Annotated in this window: 25 protein-coding genes; 10 read left to right on the top strand and 15 right to left on the bottom strand. The window is 69.9% G+C overall.

Translation table 11 applies throughout. The annotated features are described in order from the left end of the window. Positions 1-103: 103 nt before the first annotated feature. From JOD64_RS30990 to rfbA, 4 genes are all read right to left on the bottom strand, one after another. Positions 104-298 carry a hypothetical protein gene (locus JOD64_RS30990; RefSeq protein ID WP_204945520.1) on the bottom strand — a complete coding sequence of 65 codons (195 nt, stop codon included), beginning with the start codon at positions 296-298 and terminating at the stop codon, positions 104-106. 101 nt (positions 299-399) lie between these two features. Next, a complete protein-coding gene (gene pafA / locus JOD64_RS30985; RefSeq protein ID WP_088989658.1) occupies positions 400-1,758 on the bottom strand; it encodes a Pup--protein ligase in 1,359 nt (452 codons plus the stop codon). Positions 1,759-1,826: 68 nt separating this feature from the next. Further along, entirely contained in the window at positions 1,827-2,450 is a 624-nt protein-coding gene (gene rfbC, locus JOD64_RS30980; RefSeq protein ID WP_204945519.1) for a dTDP-4-dehydrorhamnose 3,5-epimerase, read from the bottom strand. After that, positions 2,447-3,337, bottom strand: coding sequence for a glucose-1-phosphate thymidylyltransferase RfbA (gene rfbA / locus JOD64_RS30975; protein WP_204945518.1), 891 nt, complete (start codon positions 3,335-3,337; stop codon positions 2,447-2,449). The genes rfbC and rfbA overlap by 4 nt, the downstream gene beginning before the upstream one ends. 87 nt (positions 3,338-3,424) lie before the next feature. Here rfbA and rfbB point away from each other — a divergent pair, with 87 nt between their 5' ends. From rfbB to JOD64_RS30950, 5 genes are read left to right on the top strand one after another with little or no spacing between them, the layout of a single operon-like run. Next, a complete protein-coding gene (gene rfbB, locus JOD64_RS30970) occupies positions 3,425-4,426 on the top strand; it encodes a dTDP-glucose 4,6-dehydratase (RefSeq protein ID WP_204945517.1) in 1,002 nt (333 codons plus the stop codon). Then, positions 4,423-5,310 carry a dTDP-4-dehydrorhamnose reductase gene (gene rfbD / locus JOD64_RS30965; RefSeq protein WP_204945516.1) on the top strand — a complete coding sequence of 296 codons (888 nt, stop codon included), beginning with the start codon at positions 4,423-4,425 and terminating at the stop codon, positions 5,308-5,310. The genes rfbB and rfbD overlap by 4 nt, the downstream gene beginning before the upstream one ends. After that, positions 5,307-5,678, top strand: coding sequence for a DUF2304 domain-containing protein (locus JOD64_RS30960; protein WP_204945515.1), 372 nt, complete (start codon positions 5,307-5,309; stop codon positions 5,676-5,678). Before rfbD ends, JOD64_RS30960 begins: the two co-directional genes overlap by 4 nt. After that, positions 5,671-6,372, top strand: a complete 702-nt coding sequence (locus tag JOD64_RS30955; protein WP_204945514.1) for a glycosyltransferase family 2 protein — start codon at positions 5,671-5,673, stop codon at positions 6,370-6,372. The genes JOD64_RS30960 and JOD64_RS30955 overlap by 8 nt, the downstream gene beginning before the upstream one ends. After that, positions 6,369-7,673, top strand: a complete 1,305-nt coding sequence (locus JOD64_RS30950) for a lipopolysaccharide biosynthesis protein (protein ID WP_204945513.1) — start codon at positions 6,369-6,371, stop codon at positions 7,671-7,673. The genes JOD64_RS30955 and JOD64_RS30950 overlap by 4 nt, the downstream gene beginning before the upstream one ends. 79 nt (positions 7,674-7,752) lie before the next feature. On the opposite strand, the gene prcA is transcribed toward JOD64_RS30950, so the two are convergent. From prcA to arc, 8 genes are all read right to left on the bottom strand, one after another. Then, positions 7,753-8,583: a proteasome subunit alpha gene (prcA, locus tag JOD64_RS30945; RefSeq protein ID WP_204945512.1), complete on the bottom strand. Its 831-nt coding sequence runs from the start codon at positions 8,581-8,583 to the stop codon at positions 7,753-7,755. A gap of 61 nt (positions 8,584-8,644) precedes the next feature. After that, on the bottom strand, positions 8,645-9,484 hold the full coding sequence (prcB, locus tag JOD64_RS30940; RefSeq protein WP_204945511.1) for a proteasome subunit beta: 840 nt from the start codon (positions 9,482-9,484) through the stop codon (positions 8,645-8,647). Further along, a complete protein-coding gene (locus tag JOD64_RS30935) occupies positions 9,403-10,074 on the bottom strand; it encodes an endonuclease VII domain-containing protein (protein ID WP_204945510.1) in 672 nt (223 codons plus the stop codon). The genes prcB and JOD64_RS30935 overlap by 82 nt, the downstream gene beginning before the upstream one ends. A gap of 6 nt (positions 10,075-10,080) precedes the next feature. Then, positions 10,081-10,296: a ubiquitin-like protein Pup gene (locus JOD64_RS30930; protein WP_030332902.1), complete on the bottom strand. Its 216-nt coding sequence runs from the start codon at positions 10,294-10,296 to the stop codon at positions 10,081-10,083. 104 nt (positions 10,297-10,400) lie between these two features. Then, on the bottom strand, positions 10,401-11,918 hold the full coding sequence (gene dop / locus JOD64_RS30925) for a depupylase/deamidase Dop (protein WP_372434216.1): 1,518 nt from the start codon (positions 11,916-11,918) through the stop codon (positions 10,401-10,403). Between the two features lie 254 nt (positions 11,919-12,172). Beyond that, positions 12,173-12,955: a MerR family transcriptional regulator gene (locus JOD64_RS30920; protein ID WP_204945509.1), complete on the bottom strand. Its 783-nt coding sequence runs from the start codon at positions 12,953-12,955 to the stop codon at positions 12,173-12,175. Between the two features lie 164 nt (positions 12,956-13,119). Next, positions 13,120-14,283 carry a serine hydrolase domain-containing protein gene (locus JOD64_RS30915; RefSeq protein WP_204945508.1) on the bottom strand — a complete coding sequence of 388 codons (1,164 nt, stop codon included), beginning with the start codon at positions 14,281-14,283 and terminating at the stop codon, positions 13,120-13,122. Between the two features lie 277 nt (positions 14,284-14,560). Beyond that, positions 14,561-16,345: a proteasome ATPase gene (gene arc / locus JOD64_RS30910; RefSeq protein ID WP_204945507.1), complete on the bottom strand. Its 1,785-nt coding sequence runs from the start codon at positions 16,343-16,345 to the stop codon at positions 14,561-14,563. Positions 16,346-16,523: 178 nt separating this feature from the next. Here arc and JOD64_RS30905 point away from each other — a divergent pair, with 178 nt between their 5' ends. Further along, positions 16,524-16,817: a ferredoxin gene (locus JOD64_RS30905; RefSeq protein WP_204945506.1), complete on the top strand. Its 294-nt coding sequence runs from the start codon at positions 16,524-16,526 to the stop codon at positions 16,815-16,817. Between the two features lie 53 nt (positions 16,818-16,870). Here JOD64_RS30905 and JOD64_RS30900 read toward each other — a convergent pair whose 3' ends face one another. Genes JOD64_RS30900 through JOD64_RS30890 form a run of 3 tightly spaced genes read right to left on the bottom strand, consistent with a single transcriptional unit; the run spans position 16,871 to position 19,639 of the window. After that, complete coding sequence (locus JOD64_RS30900; RefSeq protein ID WP_204945505.1) at positions 16,871-17,443, bottom strand: hypothetical protein; 573 nt, start codon at positions 17,441-17,443, stop codon at positions 16,871-16,873. 46 nt (positions 17,444-17,489) lie between these two features. Next, positions 17,490-18,488, bottom strand: coding sequence for a tRNA (adenine-N1)-methyltransferase (locus JOD64_RS30895; protein ID WP_372434215.1), 999 nt, complete (start codon positions 18,486-18,488; stop codon positions 17,490-17,492). Further along, positions 18,485-19,639 carry a site-2 protease family protein gene (locus tag JOD64_RS30890; protein ID WP_204945504.1) on the bottom strand — a complete coding sequence of 385 codons (1,155 nt, stop codon included), beginning with the start codon at positions 19,637-19,639 and terminating at the stop codon, positions 18,485-18,487. Before JOD64_RS30890 ends, JOD64_RS30895 begins: the two co-directional genes overlap by 4 nt. Positions 19,640-19,716: 77 nt before the next feature. Between JOD64_RS30890 and JOD64_RS30885 the strand changes: the two genes are divergently transcribed. From JOD64_RS30885 to JOD64_RS30870, 4 genes are all read left to right on the top strand, one after another. Beyond that, positions 19,717-20,631, top strand: coding sequence for a RecB family exonuclease (locus JOD64_RS30885; RefSeq protein WP_204945503.1), 915 nt, complete (start codon positions 19,717-19,719; stop codon positions 20,629-20,631). 190 nt (positions 20,632-20,821) lie between these two features. Continuing rightward, on the top strand, positions 20,822-21,508 hold the full coding sequence (locus JOD64_RS30880) for a response regulator (RefSeq protein ID WP_204945502.1): 687 nt from the start codon (positions 20,822-20,824) through the stop codon (positions 21,506-21,508). 354 nt (positions 21,509-21,862) lie between these two features. Continuing rightward, positions 21,863-22,630, top strand: coding sequence for an ABC transporter ATP-binding protein (locus JOD64_RS30875; RefSeq protein ID WP_204945501.1), 768 nt, complete (start codon positions 21,863-21,865; stop codon positions 22,628-22,630). Beyond that, positions 22,630-25,185 (top strand): ABC transporter permease, encoded by a 2,556-nt coding sequence (locus JOD64_RS30870; protein ID WP_204945500.1) that lies wholly within the window; start codon positions 22,630-22,632, stop codon positions 25,183-25,185. Before JOD64_RS30875 ends, JOD64_RS30870 begins: the two co-directional genes overlap by 1 nt. The last annotated feature ends 39 nt before the right edge of the window (positions 25,186-25,224 follow it).

Below are 25,224 nucleotides of genomic sequence, written 5' to 3'. Positions count from 1 at the left end.
CCCCTCACCCTCCGCCCCGTTGATCATGGGGTTATTGCCCGCCGCCTCGGCGTGTCATGGCAATAACCTCATGATCAACGCGAGCTGGGGTTGGTCAGGGGGGTTAGGCCAGGAAGATCAGGGCGAGCCAGCCGCCGACGATGAGCACCAGCGCCAGGGCCAGCACCCACGTCGGCACGGTGTATTCGCCGCGGCGGTTACGGTCGACCTCGGCGCGGATCTTGTCCCGCCGACGTTCGACCCAGTTCTGCCGCTCAGTGCCGCGCTCAGGGCGGTCGGGAGGTCCGGAAGTCGTCATGGCGCGCTCAGCTTACCGGGCCGCGCAGCTAGCCGAACCGCTGAGCCCACCGGGTTGGCCGGCCCCGCCGGTGAACGCCACCACCGGGGCCGGCACACCCGTCACATGCTGGCGATCAGCCGCTCCACCCGCTCGTCGTACGCCCGGAACGGGTCCTTGCAGAGCACGGTGCGCTGCGCCTGGTCGTTGAGCTTCAGGTGCACCCAGTCGACGGTGAAGTCCCGTCGCTTCTCCTGGGCGTGCCGGATGAACTCGCCGCGCAGCCGGGCCCGGGTGGTCTGCGGCGGAGTCTCCTTGGCCTCGAAGATCTCCGGGTCGGTGGCCACCCGGTCGACCTCGCCGCGCCGCTCCAGCAGCCCGTAGAGGCCCCGACCGCGACGCACGTCGTGGTAGGCCAGATCCATCTGCGCCACCCGGGGGTGCGACAGCGGCAGGTCGTGCTTGCGCTGGTAGCGCTCGATCAGCCGCAGCTTGCTGACCCAGTCGATCTCCCGGGAGACCGGCTCCAGGTCCCCGGTCTCCACCGCGTTCAACACCCGTCCCCACAGCTCGACGACCCGCTTGGCGGCCTGGTCGCCGCCGCGGCGCTCGACGAACTCGGTGGCCTTGGCCAGGTATTCCTGCTGGATGTCCAGGGCACTGACTTCCTTGCCGTTGGCCAGCCGCACCTTGCGCCGGCCGGTGATGTCGTGCGACACCTCCCGGATCGCCCGGATCGGGTTCTCCAGCGACAGGTCGCGCATCACCACCCCGGCCTCGATCATCCGCAGCACGATGTCGGCGGTGCCGACCTTGAGCAGCGTGGTGACCTCGTTCATGTTCGAGTCACCGACGATCACATGCAGCCGTCGGTAACGCTCGGCGTCGGCGTGCGGCTCGTCGCGGGTGTTGATGATCGGGCGGCTGCGGGTGGTCGCCGAGGAGACGCCCTCCCAGATGTGCTCGGCACGCTGCGACAGGCAGTAGACCGCGCCGCGCGGGGTCTGCAGGACCTTGCCGGCCCCACAGATCAGCTGCCGGGTGACCAGGAACGGGATGAGCACGTCGGCGAGCCGACCGAACTCACCGTGCCGGGAGACCAGGTAGTTCTCGTGGCAGCCGTACGAGTTTCCCGCCGAATCGGTGTTGTTCTTGAACAGGTAGATCTCACCCGCGATGCCCTCGTCGTGCAGTCGCTTCTCCGCGTCGACGAGCAGGCCCTCCAGGATCCGCTCGCCAGCCCGGTCGTGGGCGACAAGATCGGTCACCGAGTCGCACTCCGGTGTGGCGTACTCCGGATGCGACCCGACGTCCAGGTAGAGCCGGGCCCCATTGCGCAGGAAGACGTTGCTCGACCGACCCCAGGACACCACGCGCCGGAACAGATACCGCGCGACCTCGTCCGGGGACAGCCGCCGCTGCCCGCGATAGGTGCAGGTGACGCCGTACTCGGTCTCGAGGCCGAAGATTCGCCGCTCCATGGTGAGACATTAGCCGCCCGGAGGCCCGGTTCGTCACTGTCACACCACAGGTCGTGCCCCGGGGGCGGTCACATACCGGTTGAGTGCGACATTCCGTCCGGCCCGAGGCTCGCCACGAACCGGCGGCAGTTGTCGTACTCCGGCAGCAGGCCGCGCTCGCGGGCCTGCGCCAGGGTCGGTGCCGCGTCGTCCCGCGCGGACAGCAGCGGAACGTCGGCCGGCCACTCGACGCCCAACTCCTCGTCCAGTGGGTGCACCGCGTGCTCGCCGGTCGGGTTGTAGCTGGCCGAGCAGAGGTAGCTCAACGTCGCATCGTCGGTCAGCGCGCAGAAACCGTGCCCCAGACCCTCGCTGAGGTAGACCGCCCGGCGGTCGGTGTCGTCCAGCCGGACGCCCTCCCAACGACCGAAGGTCGGCGAACCCACCCGCAGGTCCACGATCACGTCGAGGACCGCGCCGCGCACACAGGTGACGTACTTGGCCTGCCCGGGCGGAACGTCGGCGAAGTGGATGCCACGCACCACGCCGCGCGCGGAGACCGACAGGTTGGCCTGGGCCAGGCGCATCGGGTGCCCCACCGCCTCGGCGAGCTTGTCGAAGCGGTACCACTCCATGAACATGCCGCGCGGGTCGCCGTGCTGCTGGGGGGTGATCTCCCAGGCGCCCTCGATGCTCAACTCCCGGATCTTCACCACGCCACCCCGTGACTGCCGTTCGGCTCGGCCAGCAGACCGAGCAGGTAGTCGCCGTAACCGCTCTTGGTCAACGGCGCGGCCAGCGCGCGCAGCTGGTCGTCGTCGATGAGGCCAGCCCGCCAGGCCACCTCCTCGACACAGCCGATCTTGAGGCCCTGCCGTTCCTCGACCACCCGGACGAACTCGGCCGCCTGCATCAGGGAGGTGAACGTGCCGGTGTCCAGCCAGGCGGTGCCCCGATCCAGCACCGTCACCGACAGCTCCCCGGTCTCCCGGTACACCTCGTTGACCGCCGTGATCTCCAGCTCGCCGCGGGCGCTCGGGGTGAGCTTGCGGGCGATGTCCACCACCCGGTTGTCGTAGAAGTACAGGCCGGGCACCGCGTAGCGGGACTTCGGACGGGCCGGCTTCTCCTCGATCGAGAGCACCCGACCGGCGCCGTCGAAGTCGACCACGCCGTACTCCTGCGGGTTGGACACCTGGTAGGCGAAGACCCGCCCGCCGACCGGGTCACCGTGCGCGGCGAGCTGCCGGCCCAGACCCACGCCGTGGAAGATGTTGTCGCCGAGGATCAGCGCCACCGACTCGGCGCCGATGAAATCCGCACCGAGGATGAACGCCTGCGCGATGCCCTCCGGGCGCTCCTGGCTGACGTACTCCAGGCTCAGCCCGAACTGGCTGCCGTCGCCGAGCAGCCGACGGAACTGGTCCTGGTCCTCCGGAGTCGTGATCACCAGGATCTCCCGCACCCCGGACATCACCAGGGTGGAGAGCGGGTAGTAGACCATCGGCTTGTCGAAGACCGGCATCAGCTGCTTCGAGACCGCCCGGGTGATCGGCCAGAGCCGGGAGCCGGTGCCGCCAGCAAGTAGGATTCCACGCACCGGGGAAGAGTAGCGGCACAAACGCCGGGTGCGCCGGAGGGTCACACGCCACGCGCCGCACCAAACTTCGCGTAGACTTCCCGACCCGTGAGGATCCTCGTCACCGGCGGAGCCGGATTCATCGGGTCGGAGTACGTTCGCCTGCTGCTGGGCAAGCCCCTCGGCAGTGCCGACGGCGTGCCGCCGATCGAGCCGGCGGTCGTGACCGTGCTCGACAAGCTGACCTACTCGGGCAACCTGGCCAACCTCGACCCCGTCCGCGACGACCCGCGACTGCGGTTCGTCCAGGGCGACATCTGCGACCCGACCATCGTCGACGAGGTCGTCGCCGGCCACGACGTGATCGTGCACTTCGCCGCCGAATCACACGTCGACCGGTCCATCGCCGGCGCCGCCCCGTTCGTCACCACGAACGTGCTCGGCACCCAGACCCTCCTCGACGCCGCGCTGCGCCACCGCACCGGCCGCTTCGTGCACGTCTCCACCGACGAGGTCTACGGCTCCATCGACGAAGGCTCCTGGACCGAAACCTGGCCCCTCGCACCGAACTCCCCCTACTCGGCGTCGAAGGCCGGCTCCGACCTCCTCGCCCTGGCCTACCACCGCACCCACGGCATGGACGTCGTCGTCACCCGCTGCTCCAACAACTACGGCCCATACCAGTACCCCGAAAAGGTCATCCCCCTGTTCGTCAGCAACCTCCTCGACGGCGGCACCGTCCCCCTCTACGGCGACGGCGGCAACATCCGCGACTGGCTGCACGTCCACGACCACTGCCGCGGCATCGCCCTCGTCCAGCAGAAGGGCCGCGCCGGCGAGGTCTACAACATCGGCGGCGGCACCGAACTGACCAACAAGGAACTCACCGGCCTACTCCTCGACGCCTGCGACGCCGGCTGGGACCGCGTCGTCAAAGTCACCGACCGCAAGGGCCACGACCGCCGCTACTCCCTCGACATCACCAAGATCCACGAAGAGCTCGGCTACACCCCCAGCATCACCCTCGACCAGGGCCTCGCCGACACCGTCACCTGGTACCGCGACAACCGCACCTGGTGGGAACCCCTCAAGACCACACCCACCGCATGACCCGACCACTCGTCACCGGCGCCGGCGGGATGCTCGGCCGGGACCTGGTCACCGTGCTGCACACCCGGTCCGACCTCAAGGTGACCGCGGCCGGCCGCGCCGACCTGGACGTCACCGATCCCGCCGCCGTCCGCGAGGCGGTCGCCGAGCACGACATCGTGATCAACACGGCGGCGTGGACCAACGTCGACGGCGCCGAAACCAACGAGGCGGCAGCCACCGCCGTCAACGGCACCGGCGTGGCGAATCTCGCATCGGCGTGTGCCGCCAACGGCGCGCGGCTCATCCACATCTCCACCGACTACGTTTTCTCCGGTGACGCGCAGACCCCCTACCCGGAGGACGCGCCCACCGCGCCGGTCAACGCCTACGGCCGGGGCAAGCTGGTCGGCGAGCAGGCCGTCACCCGGCTGCTGCCCGACAACGGGTACGTCGTCCGCACCGCCTGGCTGTACGGCGCGCACGGGCCGAACTTCGTGGCCACCATGCTCCGGCTCGCCGGTCAGCGGGAGTACATCGACGTGGTCGACGACCAGCACGGCCAGCCCACCTCGTCCTACCGGCTCGCCGAACAGCTCGTCGCACTCGCCGACGCCGCCCTGGAGGGTCGGGCCGCTCCCGGCGTCTACCACAGCACCTGCGCCGGCCAGACGACCTGGTACGGACTGGCCCGCGCCGTGTTCACGCTGGCCGGTCTGGACCCGGACCGGATCCGACCCACCACCAGCGACCGGTATCCTCTTCCTGCCCCCCGCCCGGCGTACAGTGTGCTAGGGCACAGCCGCTGGGCGGCCGCAGGCCTGCCGCCGCTCCCCGAGTGGCACGCCACCCTGGTCGACGCGTTCGGCTCCCCCGCTCCGCCCGCTCCGTGGAAGGTCCCATGAAGCTCACGCTCGTCACCGGCCTGACCGGCCTGATCTTGCTGGCCACAATCGTCGAGCTGCTCCGCCGCCGTCAGCTCCGCGAGAAGTACGGCATGCTCTGGCTCGGCGTCCTGATCATCGTCATCCCCCTGTCGCTCTTCCCCCGCCTATTGGACAACGTCGCCGAGCTGCTTGGCGTCGCCTCCGGCGTGAGCCTCGTGCTCTTCCTCGGCATCATCTTCCTGCTGCTGGTCTGCGTGCACCTCAGCTGGGAGGTCAGCCACCTGGAAGAAGAGACCCGCACCCTGGCAGAAGACTTCGCCCTGCTCCGCACGGAGATCGACGCGGACCGGGCGGCCCGAGACGAACTGGTGCGCACCGATGGTTAACGGCAAGCGGGTCCTGATCATCATCCCGGCGTTCAACGAGTCCGGCTCGATCGCCGACGTCGTCGGCGAGGTCCGTGGCGAACTGCCCGGCGTCGACGTGATCGTCGTCGACGACGGCTCCGCCGACCGCACCGCCGCGGTCGCCGCCGCAGCCGGCGCCCGGGTCGCCAAACTGCCGTACAACCTCGGCGTCGGCGGCGCCATGCGGGTGGGTTACCGGTACGCCCGCGACCACGACTACGACGTCGCCATCCAGATCGACGCGGACGGCCAGCACGACCCCCGGTACGTGCCGAAGCTCGTCGACCTGCTCGACGAGACCGACCTGGTGATCGGCGCCCGGTTCGCCGGCGAGGGTGACTACAACGTCCGCGGCCCCCGCCGCTGGGCCATGGTCATGCTCTCCGGCGTGCTGTCCCGCGTTGCCCACACCAAGCTCACCGACACCACCTCCGGGTTCCGAGCCGCCAACCGCCGGGTGATCGACATGTTCGCCACCTGGTACCCGGTGGAGTACCTGGGTGACACCGTGGAGACGCTGGTGCACACCGCCCGACGCGGCTACACCATCCGCCAGGTACCGGTGGCCATGCGCAAGCGGATGGCGGGCACCCCCAGCCACTCCCCCGCCAAGGCCATGATCTACCTCGGCCGCGCCTTCGCCGTCCTCACGTTGGCGCTCATTCGCCGGTGATCCGCAGGCTCCTGAGTCTCGTCCCACCGGGCACCGTCGCCGTCGGCGCCGGCCTGGCCCTGCTGGGGCTCGCCTCCTACGTCCACCTGGCGGTCGCCGGGCACAGCCTCACCGGGGCGGACTACAACTCCCTCTCGGTGCTCTGGTCGATCGTCTTCACCCTCGGCATCGGCCTGTTCATGCCGGTCGAGCAGGAGGTCGCCCGACTCGTCGCCGCCCGGCACAGCCAGGGCCTCTCCCCCGGGCCGGTACTGGCCCGAGGGGCGGCCCTGGCCGCCGGCCTGCTCGCCGCCGTGGTCGCGCTGATCATCGTCGCCCGGGAGCCGCTCGCCGACCGGCTCTTCGGCGGCGACGGCACCATGGTCGCCGTCCTGATCGGCGCGCTGGCCGGGCTCGCCATCGCGCACACCACCCGCGGCGTCCTCTCCGGCCTGCAACTCTTCCCCTGGTACGGCACCCAGCTCGGCATCGACGGCGGCCTGCGGATCGCGCTCGTCGCCGTGCTCGGGCTCAACGGCGTCACCAACCCCGTCTGGTACGGCGCGGTGCTGGTCGTCGCGCCCGTCGCCGGCGCCATCCTCACCGCGCCGCCGGTCCTGCGGGCCATCGGGGGCGGGGCACCCGTGGCCTGGGCGACCCTGCTGCGCGGCCTCGGTCTCCTCACCGCATCCAGCCTGCTCGCGCAGGTCGTGGTCAACATCGGCGTGATCAACGTCAAGGTGCTGGACCCGGACGACGTGGAGACCGCCGGCGCACTGCTCTCCGCGCTGGTGCTGGTCCGGATCCCGCTGTTCGTCTTCGCGTCGCTGCAGGCATCACTGCTACCCGGCCTCGCCACCACGGCCGCCACCGGTGACCTCGCCGGCTTCCACACCCTGCTGCGCCGGGCACTCGGCATCGTCACCGCGCTCGGCCTCACCGGGGCCGTGACCGCCGTGCTGCTCGGCCCGTGGCTGGTGCAGACCCTCTTCGACGCTCCCGGCCTCGGCCACGTCGACTTCGCCTGGCTCGCCGTCGCCACCCTCGCCTACCTGTGGGCGATGGTCCTCGGCCAGGCCCTGCTCGCTCTCAACCGGCACCGGGCACAGGCCCTCGCCTGGGCCATCGGCGTGGCCGCGCTCGTCGTCGCCACGCTCGCCCCGGTCTCCACCGCGCTGCGAGTCGAGCTCGGCTACGCCATCGGCTCCGTCGTGGTGGCCGCCGTCATGGCCGTGCTGCTGCGCACCCGCACTGCCCGCTCGGCACCCACCCACACCCCTCCCCTCGAGGCTGTCACGCCTGGAGTAACCGGAGTGTCGTGAGCATGGCAGCCCGCCGCTGCGGTTGGACACGCAGCGGCGGGCGGCCATGGAACTCGGCCGCCCGCCGCACTGCCCGTTGTTACTTGCCGTCCGCCGGCTTGTCCTCCAGGTCCGCGGACGCCGCCGACGTCGTCGGCTTGTGCGACTCCTCGGTCGGCTGCGCCGGCGTGTCCGGACCACCCGCCTCCGCCGACTGCTCGGCGGCGGACACATCCCCGTCCAGCAACGCGGTCAACGCCGCACCGGTGATCCGGCGGAACGAACGCCCAACGCGGTGGCGGTCCAACACCGCCACCTCCAACTGGTTGGCGGCGATCGTCCGAGCAGCGCCGCCCTCACCACCAACCGTGCTCAACGCCTGCACCGCCACCCGGGCCGCCTCGGAGAGGGACATGTCCGCGCGGTGCTGCGACTTCAGCACGCCGGTGATCGCCTCGGCCTGGCCACCCATGGCCATCCGCCCCGGCTCGTCGTTGACCGAGCCGTCGTACGTCAGCCGGTACAACTCGTCATCGTCCGCGGTGGCCCCGACCTCCGCCACGCAGATCTCCACCTCGAACGGCTTCGACTGCTCGGTGAAGATCGCACCCAGCGTCTGCGCGAACGCGTTGGCCAAGGCCCGGCCGGTGACGTCACGCCTGTCGTAACTGAGCCCGTTCAGGTCGGCCATCCGCACACCGGCCCGGCGCAGATTCTCGAACTCGTTGTACCGGCCGACCGCTGCGAACCCGATCCGGTCGTAGATCTCGCTGACCTTGTGCAGGGCGCTGGAGAGGTTCTCCGCGACGAAGAGCACCCCGCCGGAGTAACTGAGGACCACCGCGCTGCGACCCCGAGCGATGCCCTTGCGGGCCAACTCGGAGCGGTCGCGCATGATCTGTTCGGGCGAGGCGTAGAACTGCATGGCCACGGCGGCGGTTCTCCTTACGGCGCGGTGCTGACGACTGCTGACTGGTGGGGGTGGACGGGGCTCAACCGCCCGGGTTCTCCATCCGACTGGCGACCACGCCCTCGGCGATCGCCGCCGTCTCGGCATCGGTCAACCGGCGGGTGCCCTCGGCGGTAGCGGTCATCACCACCGGGTAGATCCGGCGGGTCAGGTCCGGTCCGCCGGTCGCGGTGTCGTCGTCGGCCGCGTCGTAGAGGGCCTCGACCGCGAGCCGGGTGGCGTCGTCGACCGACAGGCCAGCCCGGAAGCGCTTCTTCAACGCCGACTTCGCGAACAGCGAGCCGGAGCCGATCGCGTCGTAGCCGGTCTCCTCGTACGGGCCCCCGGTCACGTCGAAGCTGAAGATCCGCCCGGCCCTCTCCGTGTCGGCGGCGGCCAGGTCGAAGCCGGCGAAGAGCGGCACCACGGCCAGCCCCTGCATGGCCGCACCCAGGTTGCCCCGGATCATCGACGCCAACCGGTTGGCCTTGCCGTCCAGCGAGAGCATCGCGCCCTCGATCTTCTCGTAGTGCTCCAGCTCCACCTGGAACAGTCGCATCAGCTCGATCCCGATGCCCGCGGTGCCCGCGATGCCGACCAGCGAGTACGCATCGGCCGGGTGCACCTTCTCGATGTCGCGCTGGGCGATCAGGTTGCCCATGGTGGCCCGCCGGTCGCCGGCCATCACGACGCCACCGGCGGCCGAGATGGCCACGATGGTGGTCGCGTGCGGCGCCAGGTCGGCTGCCATGCCCGGCGGCAGGGGCCGCCGACCGGGCAGCATCTCGGGAGCCACCCGACTCAGGAACGTCGTGAAGGAGGACGTCCCCGCGTTGGTGAACACATCTGGTAGACGCCCGGATGGATCAAAGCCCGCTGCCACGTGGTTCCTCTCAGGTACGTGATCGCCCTGGCCAGCCTCATGGGACTGTCACGGAACTGGCCAAGACCACCGTTGCAGTTGAAGCAGAGTATCCCGCGCACCCATCCGGTGCGATGATCGTGGTCCAGATGTTGCGGGTCCGCGACACCACAGATCGCGCAGACCCCGCCCTGCTCGGCCAGGAGCTCCTGAAACTCCTTCTCCCCAACGCCGTACCGCCGCCGCAGGTGATACTCGCGCGTCCCGCCGTAGAGCCGCTGAGCGGTCTCCTTGCCACGGGCATTATGGCAGGGTTTGCAGTAGCTGTGCCGGCCGCTGGCCTTGGTCGTGGTGGTGGGAAATTCCTCAAGCGGGTTGATCTGCTCGCAGTCCGGGCACCACTTGAGGCCTTCACCGACGGGCGTAGGTGACTTCCGCTGTGGAGCGATTCCCCGCTTGCGTCGGCTCGCCTCCGACCGACCGGTGGCACAGGTCTTGCAGTAGAAGGCGAGACCGTCCGCACGCCGGCGGTCGCGGTGGAACTCCGTGTGGGCTAGAACCCGCTTACACTGCGGGCACGCCTTGCCCGCGGAGTCCGGCGAATCGGACATATGCCTCTATTGACCCCCTTTTTGAACATAACCTCTCACGAATTCCTCTGCGTTTTCTTCGAGGACGGAGTCGATCTCGTCGAGGAGGTCGTCGACGTCCTCGGTGATCTCGGCGTGCCGCTCGGCCACCTCGGGGTTGGCCTCGGTGGTGACGTCCTCGATTTCCTCGCCCTGACGGGACTTGCCGGACTGCGACTGGCCGCCGCTGTCATGAGTGGCCATTGCTGCCTCCTCCACGATCGTCTGCGATGAACTTACCTCGCGCGGGCGACGAAAAGCCCGCCGCGCGCCGGCTTGCGGCACACGACGGGCATTCGTACGGGTGTTCAGCGCCCGGTCAACGTCTCCAACAGGTCCTTGGCGCTGGCGCAGCGGTCGAACAGTGCTCCGACGTGCGCACGAGTGCCACGCTCCGGCTCCATCATCGGCACCCGGACCAGCGATTCGCGGCCCACGTCGAAAATCACCGAATCCCAGCTCGCGGCAACGACCTCGGAGGCGTACTGGGCGAGGCAGCGGCCACGGAAGTAGGCCCGGGTGTCCTCCGGCGGCTCCGTCATCGCGGTCCGGGTCTCCTCGTCGGTGAGCAGCGTCTTCATCGCCCCCCGGGTGACCAGGCGATGGTAGAGGCCCTTCTCCGGCCGGACGTCGGAATACTGCAGGTCGACCAGTTGGAGCTTGTGCGCGCCCCAGCCGAGCTTCTCGCGCTCCCGGTAACCCTCGAGCAGCCGCAGTTTCGCCACCCAGTCCAACTCGTCGGCGCAGAGCATCGGGTCGCGGCCGAGCCGGTCCAGCACACTCTCCCAGCGGTCGAGCACGTCGACGGTCTGCTCGTCGACGTCGGTGCCGTACCGGTCGTCGACAAAGGACCGGACCCGCTCCAGGTACGCCCATTGCAGGTCCAGTGCGGTGAGCCGGCGACCGTCGCGCAGTCGCATGCGATGCGACAGGCTGGGGTCGTGGCTGACCGCCCGCAGCTCGCTGACCGGGTCGGCGATGCCCAGGTCGGCGCCGAGCGCCTTCTCCTCGATCATGTTGAGGATCAGCGCGGTGGTGCCGACCTTGAGGTAGGTGGAGATTTCGGAGAGGTTGGCGTCGCCGATGATGACGTGCAGCCGGCGGTACTTGTCGGCGTCGGCGTGCGGCTCGTCGCGGGTGTTGATGATCGGCCGCTTGAGGGTCGTCTCCAGGCCCACCTCGACCTCGAAGAAGTCGGCGCGCTGGGAGATCTGGAAGCCGTTCTGCCCGCCGTCCTGGCCGATGCCGACGCGGCCGGCACCGCAGACGATCTGGCGGGTGACGAAGAACGGCGTCAGGTACGCCACGATGTCGGCGAACGGGGTCTGCCGGCGCATCAGGTAGTTTTCGTGGGCGCCGTAGCTGGCGCCCTTGTTGTCGGTGTTGTTCTTGTAGAGGTGGATCGGCTGGCTGCCCGGGATGGTGGCGGCACGGCGCGACGCCTCGGCCATCACCCGCTCTCCGGCTTTGTCCCAGCGCACCACGTCCCGGGGGGTGGTGACCTCCGGCGTGGAGTATTCGGGGTGGGCGTGGTCGACGTAGAGACGCGCACCGTTGGTGAGTATCACGTTGGCGAGGCCGAGGTCCTCGTCGGCCAATGCCTCGGCGGGGTCGTAGGCCGCTCCGGAGTAGGTGAAGCCGCGCGCGTCGCGCAAGGGCGACTCTTCCTCGTAATCCCAGCGGGCTCGTCCGCCCCGGTTGAGTTCTGGACGGGCCCCATAGGCGTTGACCACCTGTGATGAGGTGACCATCGGGTTGGCTCCGGCCTGTCCCGGCACGGAGATGCCGTACTCGACTTCGGTGCCCATGATCCGACGTACCGTCATGCGACCACTCGCTTCGCTCGCCCCTGGAGCCGGCGTACCCGCCGCTCACACCATCGAGACTAGTCTGCGCGGTGGCCCACCGCGCGGCCCTGCCGGTGGCGCGGCGTGGCTACTGTGCCGTGGCGCCGTCGGGTGGCACCACGGTGCGGCCCGCCCGCAGCGGCGGTTCGCCGTGCGGAATCCGTCGATGGCCTGTTGAGCGGCCTGGTCGGCAACCAACAGCCGCGGCGGGCGGGCCGGAGGGCACAGCGTGCTCAGCGGAACTCTGGTCTGGGGATTCGGATGCCGGCGGCGCGGAGCTTGACCTCGAAAAGCGCGGTCAGCCGCGTCGCAGCCGGCGACGGCTCTTCGCCGTGGTGGGCGATCAGCGTGTACCGGGTCGCGGCCTCGGTGTGGGCTTGCAGGCCGGTCACGGTCTTCAGCAGTGCCGGGTTGGCCAGGTAGTGGCCGGCCGCGGCGGTGGCGAGCTCGGCGATGCGGGGGTCGTCCGGGTCCCAGGCTGCGGCTTCGGCTACGCGTTTGGCCAAGGCGACGAGCTGGGTGTCTTCGAGGGCGTGCTCGAAATGGGTGAGGTAGTCGTCGAAGCCTTCTGGGACCAGTGCCTTGGCCAGCACCCAGCCCTCTCTGGTGGCCGCCACCTCGTCCGCCGTGAAGCCGCGGCCGGGCATCCGTTCCAGCAGTGCCACAGCGCGGTCAGGTAGCAGAGCCCGGTCACCATCGGCGAGCCGATGCAGCGTGTCACGCCGCTCGGTCAACTCCTCGATCCGCTGGGTCAGCCGCCGCCCGACGTCGGCGAGCGCGGCGGCGAACCGCTCGGCATCGGTGTCGAGCAGGGGCCCGATCTCGGCCAGCGGCACCCCGGCGGCGGCCAGCGTCCGGATCTGCACCAGTCGCAACAGGTCGGCCGATCCGTACCGCCGGTAGCCGGAGCTGTCCCGTTCCGGCTCCTCGACCAGGCCGAGCTTGTGGTAGTGCCGCACCGTCTTCACCGTGACACCGACGAATGCCGCCGCCTGCCCGATCGTGACTCCGTTCATCTGCTCAGCCTGCCTTGTGTTCGAGCTCAGCGACCACGCACCCCACGGCCGAGCGTTCGGACGGGCCACGCCGAGCCCGTTGCGCTCGGCGTGGCCTCCGTTCGCGTTCTCCCTGGTGCGCGGCCGGAAGGGGTCATTCTTCGATGCGGTCGGGTCGCGGGTGCTCAGTCCTCTGGCTTGGCCGGATCGGCCTGCCCGCCGCCGAACACCTCGTTGACGAGCTTCTGTTGGGCGCCTTGGAACGCTGCCGCGATGGACAGGCTCGCGTCGTCCACGGCGTTCAGCGCGGCGGTGAGGGTCTTGCTACCGTCGGGTGTGCTGTACATCAGCGCCGCGTGGCCTACGGCGGCGCCGTTGTGGGAGATGACAGTGGCGCCGTCGTCCGTGGTCAGGACGAACACTCCCAGGCCGTAGTCCATGTTCGGGATGCCCGTCAGGTGCGGGGTGCACATCTCGGCCAGCAGCGGCGCGGGCAGGAGCTTGCCGCCCGTGAGCGCGGAGATGAACGTGTGGAGGTCCTGGGTGGTGGAGATCATGTCGCCGCCGGTCGAGATCCAGGACGGGTTCTGGCGGGTGATGTCGATCGTCTTCTGCTCGCCGGCGTCCTCGTACCGGTAGTAGGCGTGGGCGTGCGGTTCGGGGATCTCCGGCGAGGCGTCCGGCACGATGGTGCCCGACAGGCCGAGCAGCCCCAGGATCCGCCGCTGCATCTCCTCGGCGAGCGAGCGGCCGGTGACCTTTTCGATCAGCAGCCGGGCCAGCACGTAGTTGGTGTTCGAGTAGCTCCAGCGTGTTCCCGGTTCGAACCGCGGCGGCATGGACAACGCGAACTCCACCAGCTCCTGCGGCCGGTAGGTCCTGAGTCGGTTATCCAGCCACTCTCTGCCCTTGGGGCCGTAGGGCATGGGGATGCCCGGCACGAGCGTCCCGTCGTCGTAGACCTCGCCGCTGAAGTTGAACAGCCCACTTGTGTGCTGCAACAGCATTCGCACTGTGATCCGGTCATCCAACCCGAACTCGGGCAGGTAATCCGCCGCCGGGGTGTCCAGCCCGACCTTGCCCTCGGCCACCAGCTGCAGCACCAGGGTCGCGGTGAAGGTCTTGGTGTTGCTTCCGATCCGGACATGCCCGTTGGTCGGCGGCTTCGCGACCCCACCCAGCTCGGTCGCGCCGGCGCTGCCGACCCACTCGCCCCGCTCATCGTGCACGCGTAGCGACACCCCGACGAAACCGGAATCGACGATCTCCTCGATCGCCTTCTGCAGCTCCGGGCGATCCGGCCCGGCCAGCAGGGTGCCTTTGTCCTGGTCGATAAGGGTGATAGCCATGGTGGTTCTGCTCCCCTGAAAATCCGTTGCCCGGTCGGCGTCGTGCCGCTGCGACGAGCTTCCACCCTGACCCGAGGTCAACCTCAAGCATGATCCAGCTCACAGGATGCGAAGTTCGCAAACGCGGCATGGTCAGCCAGGGCGGCGCCCGGCGGTCAGCAGGATCGCCACGGTTTCGGGAAGCCGCGGAGCAGGGCGGTGGGGAGAAGCCAGCCCCGTGGGTAGTGGCCCGCACGCAGCGGCGGCACCGGACGAGTCCGGTGCCGCCGCTGGACGATCAGAGGTATTGGCCGGTGTTGCTGGCGGTCTCGATGGACCGGCCGGCCTCAGCGCCCTTGCCACCGGAGACAAGCGTGCGGATGTAGACGATCCGCTCGCCCTTCTTGCCGGAGATGCGGGCCCAGTCGTCGGGGTTGGTGGTGTTGGGGAGGTCCTCGTTCTCGCGGAACTCGTCGACGCAGGAGTCGAGCAGGTGCTGCAGGCGCAGCCCCTTGCGACCGGAGGTGAGGAACTCCTTGATGGCCATCTTCTTGGCCCGGTCGACGATGTTCTGGATCATCGCGCCGGAGTTGAAGTCCTTGAAGTAGAGGACTTCCTTGTCACCGTTGGCGTAGGTGACTTCGAGGAAGCGGTTCTCCTCGGTTTCCGAGTACATCCGCAGCACCACGGCATCGATCATCGCCGCGACGGTGGCCTGGGCGTCGGCACCGTGCTCGGCCAGGTCGTCCGGGTGCAGGGGCAGCCCGGAGAGGATGTACTTGGAGAAGATGTCCTTGGCCGCTTCGGCGTCCGGCCGCTCGATCTTGATTTTCACGTCGAGCCGACCGGGGCGCAGGATCGCCGGGTCGATCATGTCTTCCCGGTTGGAGGCGCCGATGACGATGACGTTCTCCAGCCCCTCCACGCCGTCGATCTCGCTGAGCAACTGCGGGACGATGGTGTTCTCCACGTCGGAGGAGACACCGGAGCCACGGGTTCGGAAGATCGAGTCCATCTCGTCGAAGAACACGATCACCGGGGTGCCCTCGCCGGCCTTCTCCCGCGCTCGTTGGAAGATCAGCCGGATGTGCCGCTCGGTCTCGCCGACGTACTTGTTGAGCAGCTCGGGGCCCTTGATGTTGAGGAAGAAGCTGGTGTGCTTCTCCTTGCCCTGCCGTTCGGCGATCTTCTTGGCCAGCGAGTTGGCCACCGCCTTGGCGATGAGCGTCTTGCCACAGCCCGGCGGGCCGTAGAGCAGGATGCCCTTGGGCGGACGGAGCTGGTGCTCACGGAACAGGTCCGCGTGCAGGAAGGGTAGTTCCACGGCGTCGCGGATCTGCTCGATCTGCGACTGGAGGCCACCGATGTCGCCGTAGTCGACGTCGGGCACCTCCTCCAGGACCAGCTCCTCGACCTCGCTCTTCGGGATCCGCTCGTACGCGTACGCCGAGCGGGGCTCGATCATGAGCGAGTCGCCGGCGCGGATCGTCGAGCCGATCAGCGTCTCGGCGAGGTGCACGATGCGCTCCTCGTCGGAGTGCGAGACCACCAGCGCCCGGTCACCCGGCCCGCCACCTGGTCCCTCCAGGATCTCCTTGAGCATCACCACCTCGCCGACCCGCTCGTACCCGAACGCGTCGACGATGTTGAGCGCGTCGTTGAGCAGGACCTCCTGGCCGCGGCGCAACTCGGCCACGTCCAGTGAGGGCGAGACGGAGACCCGCAACTTACGGCCACCGGTGAAGACGTCCACCGTGCCGTCGTCGTGCTTGGCCAGGAAGACGCCGTAACCACTCGGCGGCTGTGCGAGCCGGTCGATCTCCTCCTTGAGCGTCACGATCTGCGTGCGAGCCTCCTTGAGGGTGCTCACCAGCCGGTCGTTGTTCTCGGTCAGCCGCGCCAACTGTGCCTGGGTGGCCGCCAGCCGCTCTTCGAGCTGCCGGACGTGTCGGGGGCTCTCGGTCAACTTACGCCGCACCAGAGCGAGTTCCTCCTGAAGGAACGCGACCTGCGTGGAGAGATCGTGGGCTTCCTTCTCCCACCGTGCGGCGCGCGAGTCCGCGTCGTCGCTGCGTGCTGCCACGTCCCACCTCCCCGGGGGGCTTGAACGTTCTGCCCTAACACTAGCCGCTATGAGGCCGATTCGGTCCCATGCAACACCCTCGTCACCGAACCTTGATCGCCAAGGGTGGCCCGGCGGGCCGGTACCGGCGTTCGGGTACCGTCGGACCGTACGACGCGAGAACATGGGGGGTGCACCGGTGGCCGAGATCGCGACCGATCAGCTGCAGGTCTGGGTGGACCAGGATCTGTGCACGGGCGATGGGCTCTGTGTGCAGTACGCGCCGGAGGTTTTCGAGTTCGACATCGACGGCCTGGCGTACGTCAAGGGTGCCGACGGCGAGCTGCGGATGACGCCGGGTAGCCGCGTCGATGTGCCCGAGCACCTGCGGCTCGAGGTGATCGACTCCGCGAAGGAGTGTCCGGGCGACTGCATCCACGTGGTGCGCGGCGACGGTGTCGAGGTCGCCGGCCCGGACGCCGAGGAAGACTGACCATCCGCCGGCCGGGCCACGCGGGCCCGGCCGGGCCAGGACGGGGGTACGCCTCAGAGCATCGGCCGGCCGACCACCGAGGCGACCAGCCGGGCGAACTCCTCCAGCCGGGCGATCTGCCCAGCCCCGCCGTCGTCGAGGGTCTTGCCGAAGCGCAGCGCGTCGTGCCGTGGTGTGCCGACCATCTCGTCGCTCGGCGGCGCCTCGTCCAGTGAGGTGAGCAGCAGGTAGACGTCGATGCTGTCGACCCGGATCTCGCCGCTGTCGGAGCGGTTGAGCCGCCGCCGGCAGCCGACCTCGGTGACGGTGGAGACCGGGACCACCCGCAACGACGAGGTCATCGAGCCCGGCGGGCCCTCCTCCGGCGGTACGTCCTCGCCGTGCCAGAGGATCAGCCGACTGCCGTCGCAGACGACGACCTCCTGCCACACCCCGTTGACCTCGTTGACGAAGCGTTCCAGGGTGAAGCCGAGCACGGACGCGCCGCGCAGCACGCCGCCGAGCGCCTCCAGGGCGACGTCCGGGTCGCGCAGGTAGGCCCGCGCCGCCGACTCCAGGTCCTGGTAGGGCGACCAGTCGGGAAAGACTGCGGGGAGGTCACCGCCGCCGTAGCCCGGTTGGCTCATGCCAGCGCCTCCCCCTGCTCGGCGGTGCCGGCACCCAGCTCGTTGGTCACGGCCTGTCCATCTCCCCCGTACCGTTGGGCTGCGCATCTGCCACCTGGGCGGCGGCCTGGCGGGCCGCCTCCGCCGCGCGCAGGTCCTGGCGGCGCTGCACGTACGCCTCGGTGCCCTTGCTGGGCTTTCGCCGACGTGGCGGCGCGGTGACCCCGGGGGCAAGCTTGCGCGCGGACACCAGGAACGCGGTGTGCGCGATCATCCGGTGGTCCGGCCGGACGGCGAGGCCCTCGGCGTGCCAGTCGCGCACCAGGGACTCCCAGGCCCGCGGCTCGGTCCAACCGCCGCGCTCGCGCAGAGCCTCCACCAGCTCGGACAGCTGCGGCGTGGTGGCGACGTAGCCGATGAACACCCCGCCCGGCACCAAGGCCCGCTCGACCATGTCGAGAGTTTCCCAGGGGGTCAGCATGTCCAGGATGATCCGGTCGAAGCCGGTCTCCTGGCACTGCGCGACGTCACCGACGTGCAGGTGCCACGACGGGTGCGGCCCGTTGAAGAACGCCTCGACGTTGCGCTTGGCGATCTGGGCGAAGTCGTCACGCAGCTCGAACGAGTGCAACTCGCCCTCGGTGCCGACGGCCCGCAGCAGGGAGCAGCTCAGCGCACCGGAACCGGCGCCGGCCTCGAGGACCTTCGCGCCGGGGAAGATGTCGCCCATCGCGACGATCTGCGCCGAGTCCTTCGGGTAGATCACTTGAGCGCCGCGCGGCATGGAGAGCACGTAGTCCGACAGGAGTGGCCGCAGGGCGAGGAACGCGGTGCCACCACCGGAGGTCGTCACCACGCTGCCGTCGGGGAGCCCGATCAGCGCGTCGTGCGCCAGGATGCCCCGGTGGGTGTGGAACTCCTTGCCGGGCTCCAGCGTCACGGTGTGCATCCGCCCCTTGGGGTCGGTCAGCTGGACCCGGTCGCCGGGCCGGAACGGCCCACGGTGCACGGGTGTCAGCGCCGGGGTGGCGGGGTCGACTGCGACGGTGGAGGGAGTTGCGGTCACGGTGTCATCTTCCGGTTGGGTTCGAGGAGCTGGGCCAGGTCCGCGATGTGCAGAATGCCGACGACATCTTCGCCTGACGTCACCACGTACTGCGCGCCCGGGTGGGTCTGTACGGCGTCCATCACCTGCTCGCCGTCCAAGCCGACCGGCAGCGAGGGAAGTGTGCCCAGTGATCGGGCGACGGCGTCCACCGCCAGCCACGGTCGGCGTTCGACGGGCACGGCGTCGGCGGCGGCCGGGTCGACCAGCGCCACCGGCCGGCCGGTGGAGTCGGTGACCAGCAGGGGCGAGCCGGGCTGCCCACCTTCGGCGCGTCGGCGCTCGGCCTCGGCCAGGGGCGTACCGGTGGCCACCGGCCAGGCCGGACGGGCGAGCCGGGCGAGGTCGATCAGCGGGAACCGGCGGCCGACCCGGGCGGCCCGGATCGCCTGCCCGGCGCCGCGCCAGAGGGTGACGGCGACCAGCAGCATCAGCGGCAACGCCAGCGGCACCAGGTAGTCGGCGAGGGTGAGGAGCAGGACCAGCGCCGCGGTGCCGACGGCGACGACGCGCCCGGCCCACCCGGCGACCTCGGTGCCCAGGTGCCGGTCGCGGGTCATCCCCCACACCGCCGCGCGCAGTGCCCGGCCGCCGTCGAGCGGCAGACCGGGCAGGCTGTTGAACACCGCGACGATGACGTTGCTGACCGCGAGTTGGAAGGCCAGTTGGTGAGTCACCGTCCCCTCGGGCAGCGCGAGCGTGGCGGCGACCGCGAGGACGCCGAGCACCGCGGAGACCGCCGGGCCGGCCAGCGAGACCAGCAGGTCGACGCGGGGGGACGGGGCGTCCCGGTCCATCTCGGTGTAGCCGCCGAGCAGTTCCAGGGTGATTCCGCGCACACCGATGCCGTAGCGCCGGGCGGTGAGGGCATGGCCCAGCTCGTGCAGCAGCACCGAGCCGAGCAGCGACACCACGAATCCGAAGCCGATCAGGTAGCCGCTGATCTGCGGCAGGTCCAACTGTCGGCGGGCGAACTCGGCGTACAGCACGGCGATGAGCACCGCGAGCAGGACCATCGAGCCGTTGAGGTGCAGCGGCACCCCGAAAACCCGGCCGACGTTCAGGCCGAGGCGCCGGTCGGGTCGGCGCGGCGGGCGAGGTGTCTGCTCCATCGGCACGATGCTACGGACCGTCGCTGTACGGGGCGGGCGGCGGTGGGTGTCACACCGGTGCCCTAACCTTTGCCGACATGACGGCGGAACCGGTCACCACCTCCCAGCCCCCCTCCCCGGCGCAGGCGCCGCCGACGGTGCGGGCCTCGCTGTCCCCATCGCGGGCGGCGGATTTCAAGACCTGCCCGCTGCTCTACCGGTTCCGCAGCATCGACCGGCTGCCCGAGCGCACCACCGTGGAGCAGGCCCGGGGCACGCTGGTGCACGCGGTGCTGGAGCGCCTGTTCGACCTGCCGGCGCAGGGTCGCACGCCAGCGGCGGCCGGCGACCTGGTCGCGCCGCAGTGGGACCGGCTGGTCACCGAGCAGCCGGAGCTGGCCGGGATCTTCGACGGAGCGGAGCCGGCCGGTCCGGTGGAGTTTCTCCGCTCGGCCGCCGGGCTGTTGGAGGGCTATTTCGCGGTGGAGGACCCGACCCGGCTGGAGCCGGCCGAACGGGAGAGCCTGATCTCGGCGGTGGTCGACGAGGAGTTGTTGATCCGGGGCTACCTCGACCGGCTCGACGTCGCACCGGACGGCGCGCTGCGGGTGGTCGACTACAAGACCGGGGGCGCGCCACGGGAGGCGTTCGAGGCGCGGGCGTTGTTCCAGCTGAAGTTCTACGCGCTGGTGCTGTGGCGCACCCGGGGGGTGGTGCCCAGGGTGCTGCGACTGCTCTACCTGCGCGACGCCGAGGTGTTGGACTACACGCCGGACGCCGACGAGCTGGTCCGCTTCGAGCGCACGGTGGTGGCCCTGTGGCGGGCGATCGAGCAGGCCACCGCCCGGCAGGATTTCCGGCCTCGACCGAGCCGCCTCTGCGACTGGTGCAGCCACCAGGCGCTGTGCCCCAGCTTCGGCGGGACCCCGCCGCCGTTCCCGGTCGCGGCGGCGAGCGCCGACCCGTTGCGCGATTCCCGGTCCGCTCCGGTGGTGCCGAGCGCCGACGAGTGACGCCTCCGAGCGACGTTCGCGCCCGGTGCGCCGTCGTGCCCGGCGCTGCTGCCGGATAGCCGACCGAAGCGGTGCCGTTCCGGTCGGGACAGGGCGACGGGCCGGCCAATACGGTGATCCGCGACGCACCGGCCGGTGTGGGCGAGGATGACCGGTGCGGCAGCGCGACGCCGGCTGGACAGGAGACGACATGACCGATCGGGCGGCCCCGGCGCGGCCGGTGCGGATCCTGCTCGCCGACGACCAGCCGCTGCTGCGTACCGGGTTCCGGATGGTGCTGGGCACCGAGAGTGACCTGGACGTGGTGGCGGAGGCCGGTGACGGGCTGGAGGCGGTGGAGCTGTCCCGCCGGCTGCTACCCGACGTGGTTCTGATGGACATCCGGATGCCCCGGATGGACGGGGTGGCCGCGACCCGGGCGATCGTCGACGCCCGACTGCCGGTACGGGTGCTGGTGCTGACCACCTTCGACCTGGACGAGTACGTGGTGGGTGCGTTGCGTGCCGGGGCCAGCGGGTTCCTGGCCAAGGACGTGCCGGCCGAGGAGTTGATCTCGGCGATCCGCACGGTGGCGGGCGGGGACGCGGTGGTGGCGCCACGGATCCTGCGGCGACTGCTGGACCGCTTCGCCGCGCTGCTGCCCGACCCGAGCGCGACGCCGTCGGCGACGCTCGACACGCTCACCGACCGGGAACGCGAAGTGCTGGTGCAGGTCGCCCGAGGCCTGTCCAACGCCGAGATCGCGGCGGTGCTGTCGGTCAGCGAAACCACCATCAAGACCCATGTCGGGCACCTGTTGACCAAGCTGCGGCTGCGCGACCGGGTGCAGGCGGTGGTCCTGGCGTACGAGTCGGGGTTGGTCCGCCCCCGGGCGTAGCCTCCGCCGGCCCGACTACCTCACCCGGCGTACGCGCAGATCCCACCGTGGAGGGACGTCGAGCGTTGCCGTCGTCACCTACCGTGACCAGAGGTGGCTCGGCGCGGTTGACCCTCCTGTGGCGTCAGGTGGGAGCGTCGGGCCGACGGCGTACCGCCGGTCGCAAACACGCTCGACCGGTCATCGGGTCAGGGGCAACCCTGACTCGGCATGGGGGTGCACCCGCAGCGGGAAATCCGCGCCGGGTCAGCCCGTGGGCGGACGGAACGGGCGTGAGCAGCGCCGATGATGGAACAGTCGCGCCGGACCATCGGGGGGCGGCGTGAATTCGGACAGACGGAAGAGGTAGATGACGTGACCGCGACGGTAGGCCGGCAGGCGCAGGCCGCGGCCCGGGCGAACGACGTGTGGAAGGTGTACGGCAGCGGCGAGGCTCAGGTCATCGCGCTGCGGGGGGTCAGCGCGGAATTCGAACGTGGCCGGTTCACCGCGATCATGGGGCCGTCGGGTTCCGGCAAGTCGACGCTGATGCACTGCCTGGCCGGGCTGGACTCGGTGACCCGCGGGACGGTGGCGATCGGTGAGACGACCGTCACAGGGCTGGGTGACGCGGGGCTGACGAAGCTGCGCCGCGACAAGGTGGGCTTCATCTTCCAGCAGTTCAACCTGCTACCCACGCTGACCGCCAAGGAAAACATCCTGCTGCCGCTGTCGATCGCCGGGCGCAAGCCCGACGCGGCCTGGTACGACACCGTGATCGACACGGTCGGTCTGCGGGACCGGTTGGACCACCGGCCGGCGCAGCTCTCCGGCGGCCAGCAGCAGCGGGTGGCGTGCGCGCGGGCGCTGGTGTCCCGCCCCGAGGTGATCTTCGCGGACGAGCCGACCGGAAACCTGGATTCACGCTCCGGCGCGGAGGTGCTCAACTTCCTGCGCGACTCGGTTCGCGAGCACGGCCAGACGATCGTGATGGTCACCCACGACCCGACCGCCGCCGCGTACGCCGACCGGGTGGTCTTCCTCGCCGACGGGCAGATCGTCTCGGAGCTGATCGAGCCGACCGCCGAGACGGTGCTGGACACCATGAAGAAGCTGGACGCTCCGGCTGAGGTGGGCAACTGATGTTCCGGGCGACGATGAAGAGTCTGCTGGCCCGCAAGGTCCGGCTGATCCTGTCCGGGCTGGCGGTGGTGCTCGGGGTGATGTTCGTCTCCGGCGCCTTCGTGCTCACCGACACGCTGGGTCGCTCCTTCGACTCGGTCTTCGCCGACGGCTTCTCCGAGATCGACGTGAACGTCGCGGCGAAACCGAAGGTGGAGCTGAGCGAGCTGGAGGGTGAGCAGACCTCCGCCCCGCTGCCCGCCGCCGTGGTGGACCGGGTCAAGCAGGTGCCGGGGGTGGCCTCGGCGACCGGCATCGTCAACGCCGACGGCGCTCGCGTGATCGGCAGCAACGGCAAGGTGCTCACCTCGTTCGGTCCGCCGCAGTTGGGCGAGAACTGGATCGGCGAGAGCGACCTGATGCAGTTGCGGGAGGGGCGCGGGCCGCAGGCCGAGGACGAGATCGTGGTCAACAAGTCGTTGGCCACCGCGGCGAAGGTGCAGGTCGGCCAGAAGGTCGGCGTGCTGACCGCGTTCGAGTCGAAGAAACGGGACTTCACGCTCGTCGGCGTCATGGGTTACAGCGGTAACCGGGACTCGATCGGCGGGGTCAACGAGGTCTTCTTTACCACACCGGTGGCGCAGCGGCTGATGCTCGGCCAGCCGGACACGTTCAGCAGCATCACCGTACGCACCGCCGGCGGCGTCTCCGACGAGACGCTGCGCGACGACGTGGCCCGTGCCCTGGGCCCGGATTACGAGGTGAAGACCGGCGAGCAGGTCGCCGCGGACGCCTCGGCAAGCCTGAAGGAGGGCCTGTCCTTCTTCAACAAGATCCTGCTCGGCTTCGCCGCGGTGGCGCTGCTCGTGGGCACCTTCCTGATCCTCAACACCTTCTCGATCATCGTCGCGCAGCGGACCCGGGAACTGGCGCTGATGCGCGCCATCGGGGCCAGCGGTCGGCAGATCATCGGTTCGGTGGTGCTGGAGGCGATCGCGGTGGGGCTGATCGCCTCGGTCCTCGGTCTGGCCGCCGGCATCGGGGTCGGTGCGCTGCTGGCGTTCCTGTTCGGCAAGCTCGCCGGTGGGCTCACCCTCGCCGGGATCGGCGTGCCGGCGGCAGCGGTGATCGGCTCGTTCGCCGTCGGTCTGGTCATCACCGTGGTGGCGGCCCTGCTGCCGGCGTTGCGGGCGTCCCGGATCCCGCCGATCGCGGCCATGCAGGACGTGGCCACCCCGGACCGGCCGTTGACCAAGGTCACCGTGGCCGGGTCGTTGGTCACCGGCATCGGAGCGGTGCTGCTGTTCCTCGGGCTCAGCGGCAACGCTCGCGGTCAGACGCTGCCCACCATCCTCGGCGGGGTGCTCTTCGCCTTCATCGGCGTGGCGCTGCTGACCCCGCTGATCAGCAGGCCGGTGGTGAGTCTGCTCGGTGCGATCTTCTCCTGGTCGGTGCCGGGCAAGCTGGGCCGGCTCAACTCCGGGCGCAACCCGCGCCGGACCGCGATCACGGCCGCCGCGCTGATGGTCGGCATCGCGCTGGTCACCGGCGTCACGGTGATCCTCGACTCGGCCAAGGGCAGCATCAGCGCGCTCGCCAAGGACACCATCAAGGCCGAGCTGGTGATCTCCGGGCAGCAGGGTGGTCCGCGTCCGCCGAGCTTCGACCCGGGTGTGCTGGACCGGGCGAAGGCCCTGCCCGGCGTGCAACTGGTCGACGGCGAGTACGGGGACATGGCGAAGCTCGACGGCGAGAGCACCTGGGTCGCGGCGAGCAGCGACATCGCGTCGCTGCGGCAGATCTTCGGCGCGAAGGCCACCGCCGGTGACATCGACCGGCTCGGGCCGACCCAGATGCTGGCCAGCTCCGACACCGCCACCTCCCGTGGCTGGTCGGTGGGCTCCACGGTGAAGGTGCAACTCAACCGGGGCGAGGCGCGGACCTACACGGTCAGCGGGATCTACGAGTCCTCGCAGCTGACCAACCCGGTGACGTTGCCGGCGACGGCAGCGAAGGACTTCGCCATCCCGCAGCCCATCCAGGGCTTCATCCAGCTCGCCCCCGGCACCCGGGTGTCCGACGTGCAGCCCCAGGTGGAGACGCTGCTGGCGGACAGCCCCGAAGTGTCGGTGGCCGACATGGACGCGTTCATCAAGCAGCAGACCGGTCAGCTCGACGGGCTGCTCACGATGATCCAGATCCTGTTGGCTCTGGCCATCGTGATCGCCGTGCTCGGCATCATCAACACCCTGGCCCTGTCGGTGCTGGAGCGGACCCGCGAGTTGGGTCTGCTGCGGGCGATCGGCCTGCGCCGGTCGCAGACCATGGGCATGATCACCGTGGAGGCGGTGGTGATCTCCGTGTTCGGCGCGCTGCTCGGCGTGGCGGTCGGCACCGGCCTCGGCGCCGCGGTGGTCGAGGCGCTCAAGGACGAGGGCATCACCGACCTCATCCTGCCCTGGGGGCAGATGGGTGTCTTCCTCGGTCTCGCCGCGATCATCGGGGTGGTGGCCGCGGTGCTACCCGCCATCCGTGCGGCGCGAATCAACGTCCTGGGCGCGATCGCCCACGACTGAGGTGACGGGAAGGGCCCCCGGTCGTGCGCGAGGCGCGTG

The sequence above is a fragment of the Micromonospora luteifusca genome (genome assembly GCF_016907275.1).
GTDB lineage: Bacteria > Actinomycetota > Actinomycetes > Mycobacteriales > Micromonosporaceae > Micromonospora > Micromonospora luteifusca.
The sequence above is the reverse complement of the archived record's forward strand: the minus strand, read 5'-3'. Positions and strand labels throughout refer to the sequence as shown.

Excerpts from the sequence above, each read along its gene's own strand:
- JOD64_RS30990 (WP_204945520.1), bottom strand. The coding sequence starts at position 298 with ATGACGACTTCCGGACCTCCCGACCGCCCTGAGCGCGGCACTGAGCGG.
- JOD64_RS30870 (WP_204945500.1), top strand. The coding sequence starts at position 22,630 with ATGTTCCGGGCGACGATGAAGAGTCTGCTGGCCCGCAAGGTCCGGCTG.
- JOD64_RS30890 (WP_204945504.1), bottom strand. The coding sequence starts at position 19,639 with ATGGAGCAGACACCTCGCCCGCCGCGCCGACCCGACCGGCGCCTCGGC.
- JOD64_RS30880 (WP_204945502.1), top strand. The coding sequence starts at position 20,822 with ATGACCGATCGGGCGGCCCCGGCGCGGCCGGTGCGGATCCTGCTCGCC.
- JOD64_RS30900 (WP_204945505.1), bottom strand. The coding sequence starts at position 17,443 with ATGAGCCAACCGGGCTACGGCGGCGGTGACCTCCCCGCAGTCTTTCCC.
- JOD64_RS30935 (WP_204945510.1), bottom strand. The coding sequence starts at position 10,074 with ATGTCCGATTCGCCGGACTCCGCGGGCAAGGCGTGCCCGCAGTGTAAG.
- JOD64_RS30960 (WP_204945515.1), top strand. The coding sequence starts at position 5,307 with ATGAAGCTCACGCTCGTCACCGGCCTGACCGGCCTGATCTTGCTGGCC.
- dop (WP_372434216.1), bottom strand. The coding sequence starts at position 11,918 with ATGACGGTACGTCGGATCATGGGCACCGAAGTCGAGTACGGCATCTCC.
- pafA (WP_088989658.1), bottom strand. The coding sequence starts at position 1,758 with ATGGAGCGGCGAATCTTCGGCCTCGAGACCGAGTACGGCGTCACCTGC.
- JOD64_RS30920 (WP_204945509.1), bottom strand. The coding sequence starts at position 12,955 with ATGAACGGAGTCACGATCGGGCAGGCGGCGGCATTCGTCGGTGTCACG.
- JOD64_RS30885 (WP_204945503.1), top strand. The coding sequence starts at position 19,717 with ATGACGGCGGAACCGGTCACCACCTCCCAGCCCCCCTCCCCGGCGCAG.
- JOD64_RS30955 (WP_204945514.1), top strand. The coding sequence starts at position 5,671 with ATGGTTAACGGCAAGCGGGTCCTGATCATCATCCCGGCGTTCAACGAG.
- JOD64_RS30930 (WP_030332902.1), bottom strand. The coding sequence starts at position 10,296 with ATGGCCACTCATGACAGCGGCGGCCAGTCGCAGTCCGGCAAGTCCCGT.
- JOD64_RS30915 (WP_204945508.1), bottom strand. The coding sequence starts at position 14,283 with ATGGCTATCACCCTTATCGACCAGGACAAAGGCACCCTGCTGGCCGGG.
- rfbD (WP_204945516.1), top strand. The coding sequence starts at position 4,423 with ATGACCCGACCACTCGTCACCGGCGCCGGCGGGATGCTCGGCCGGGAC.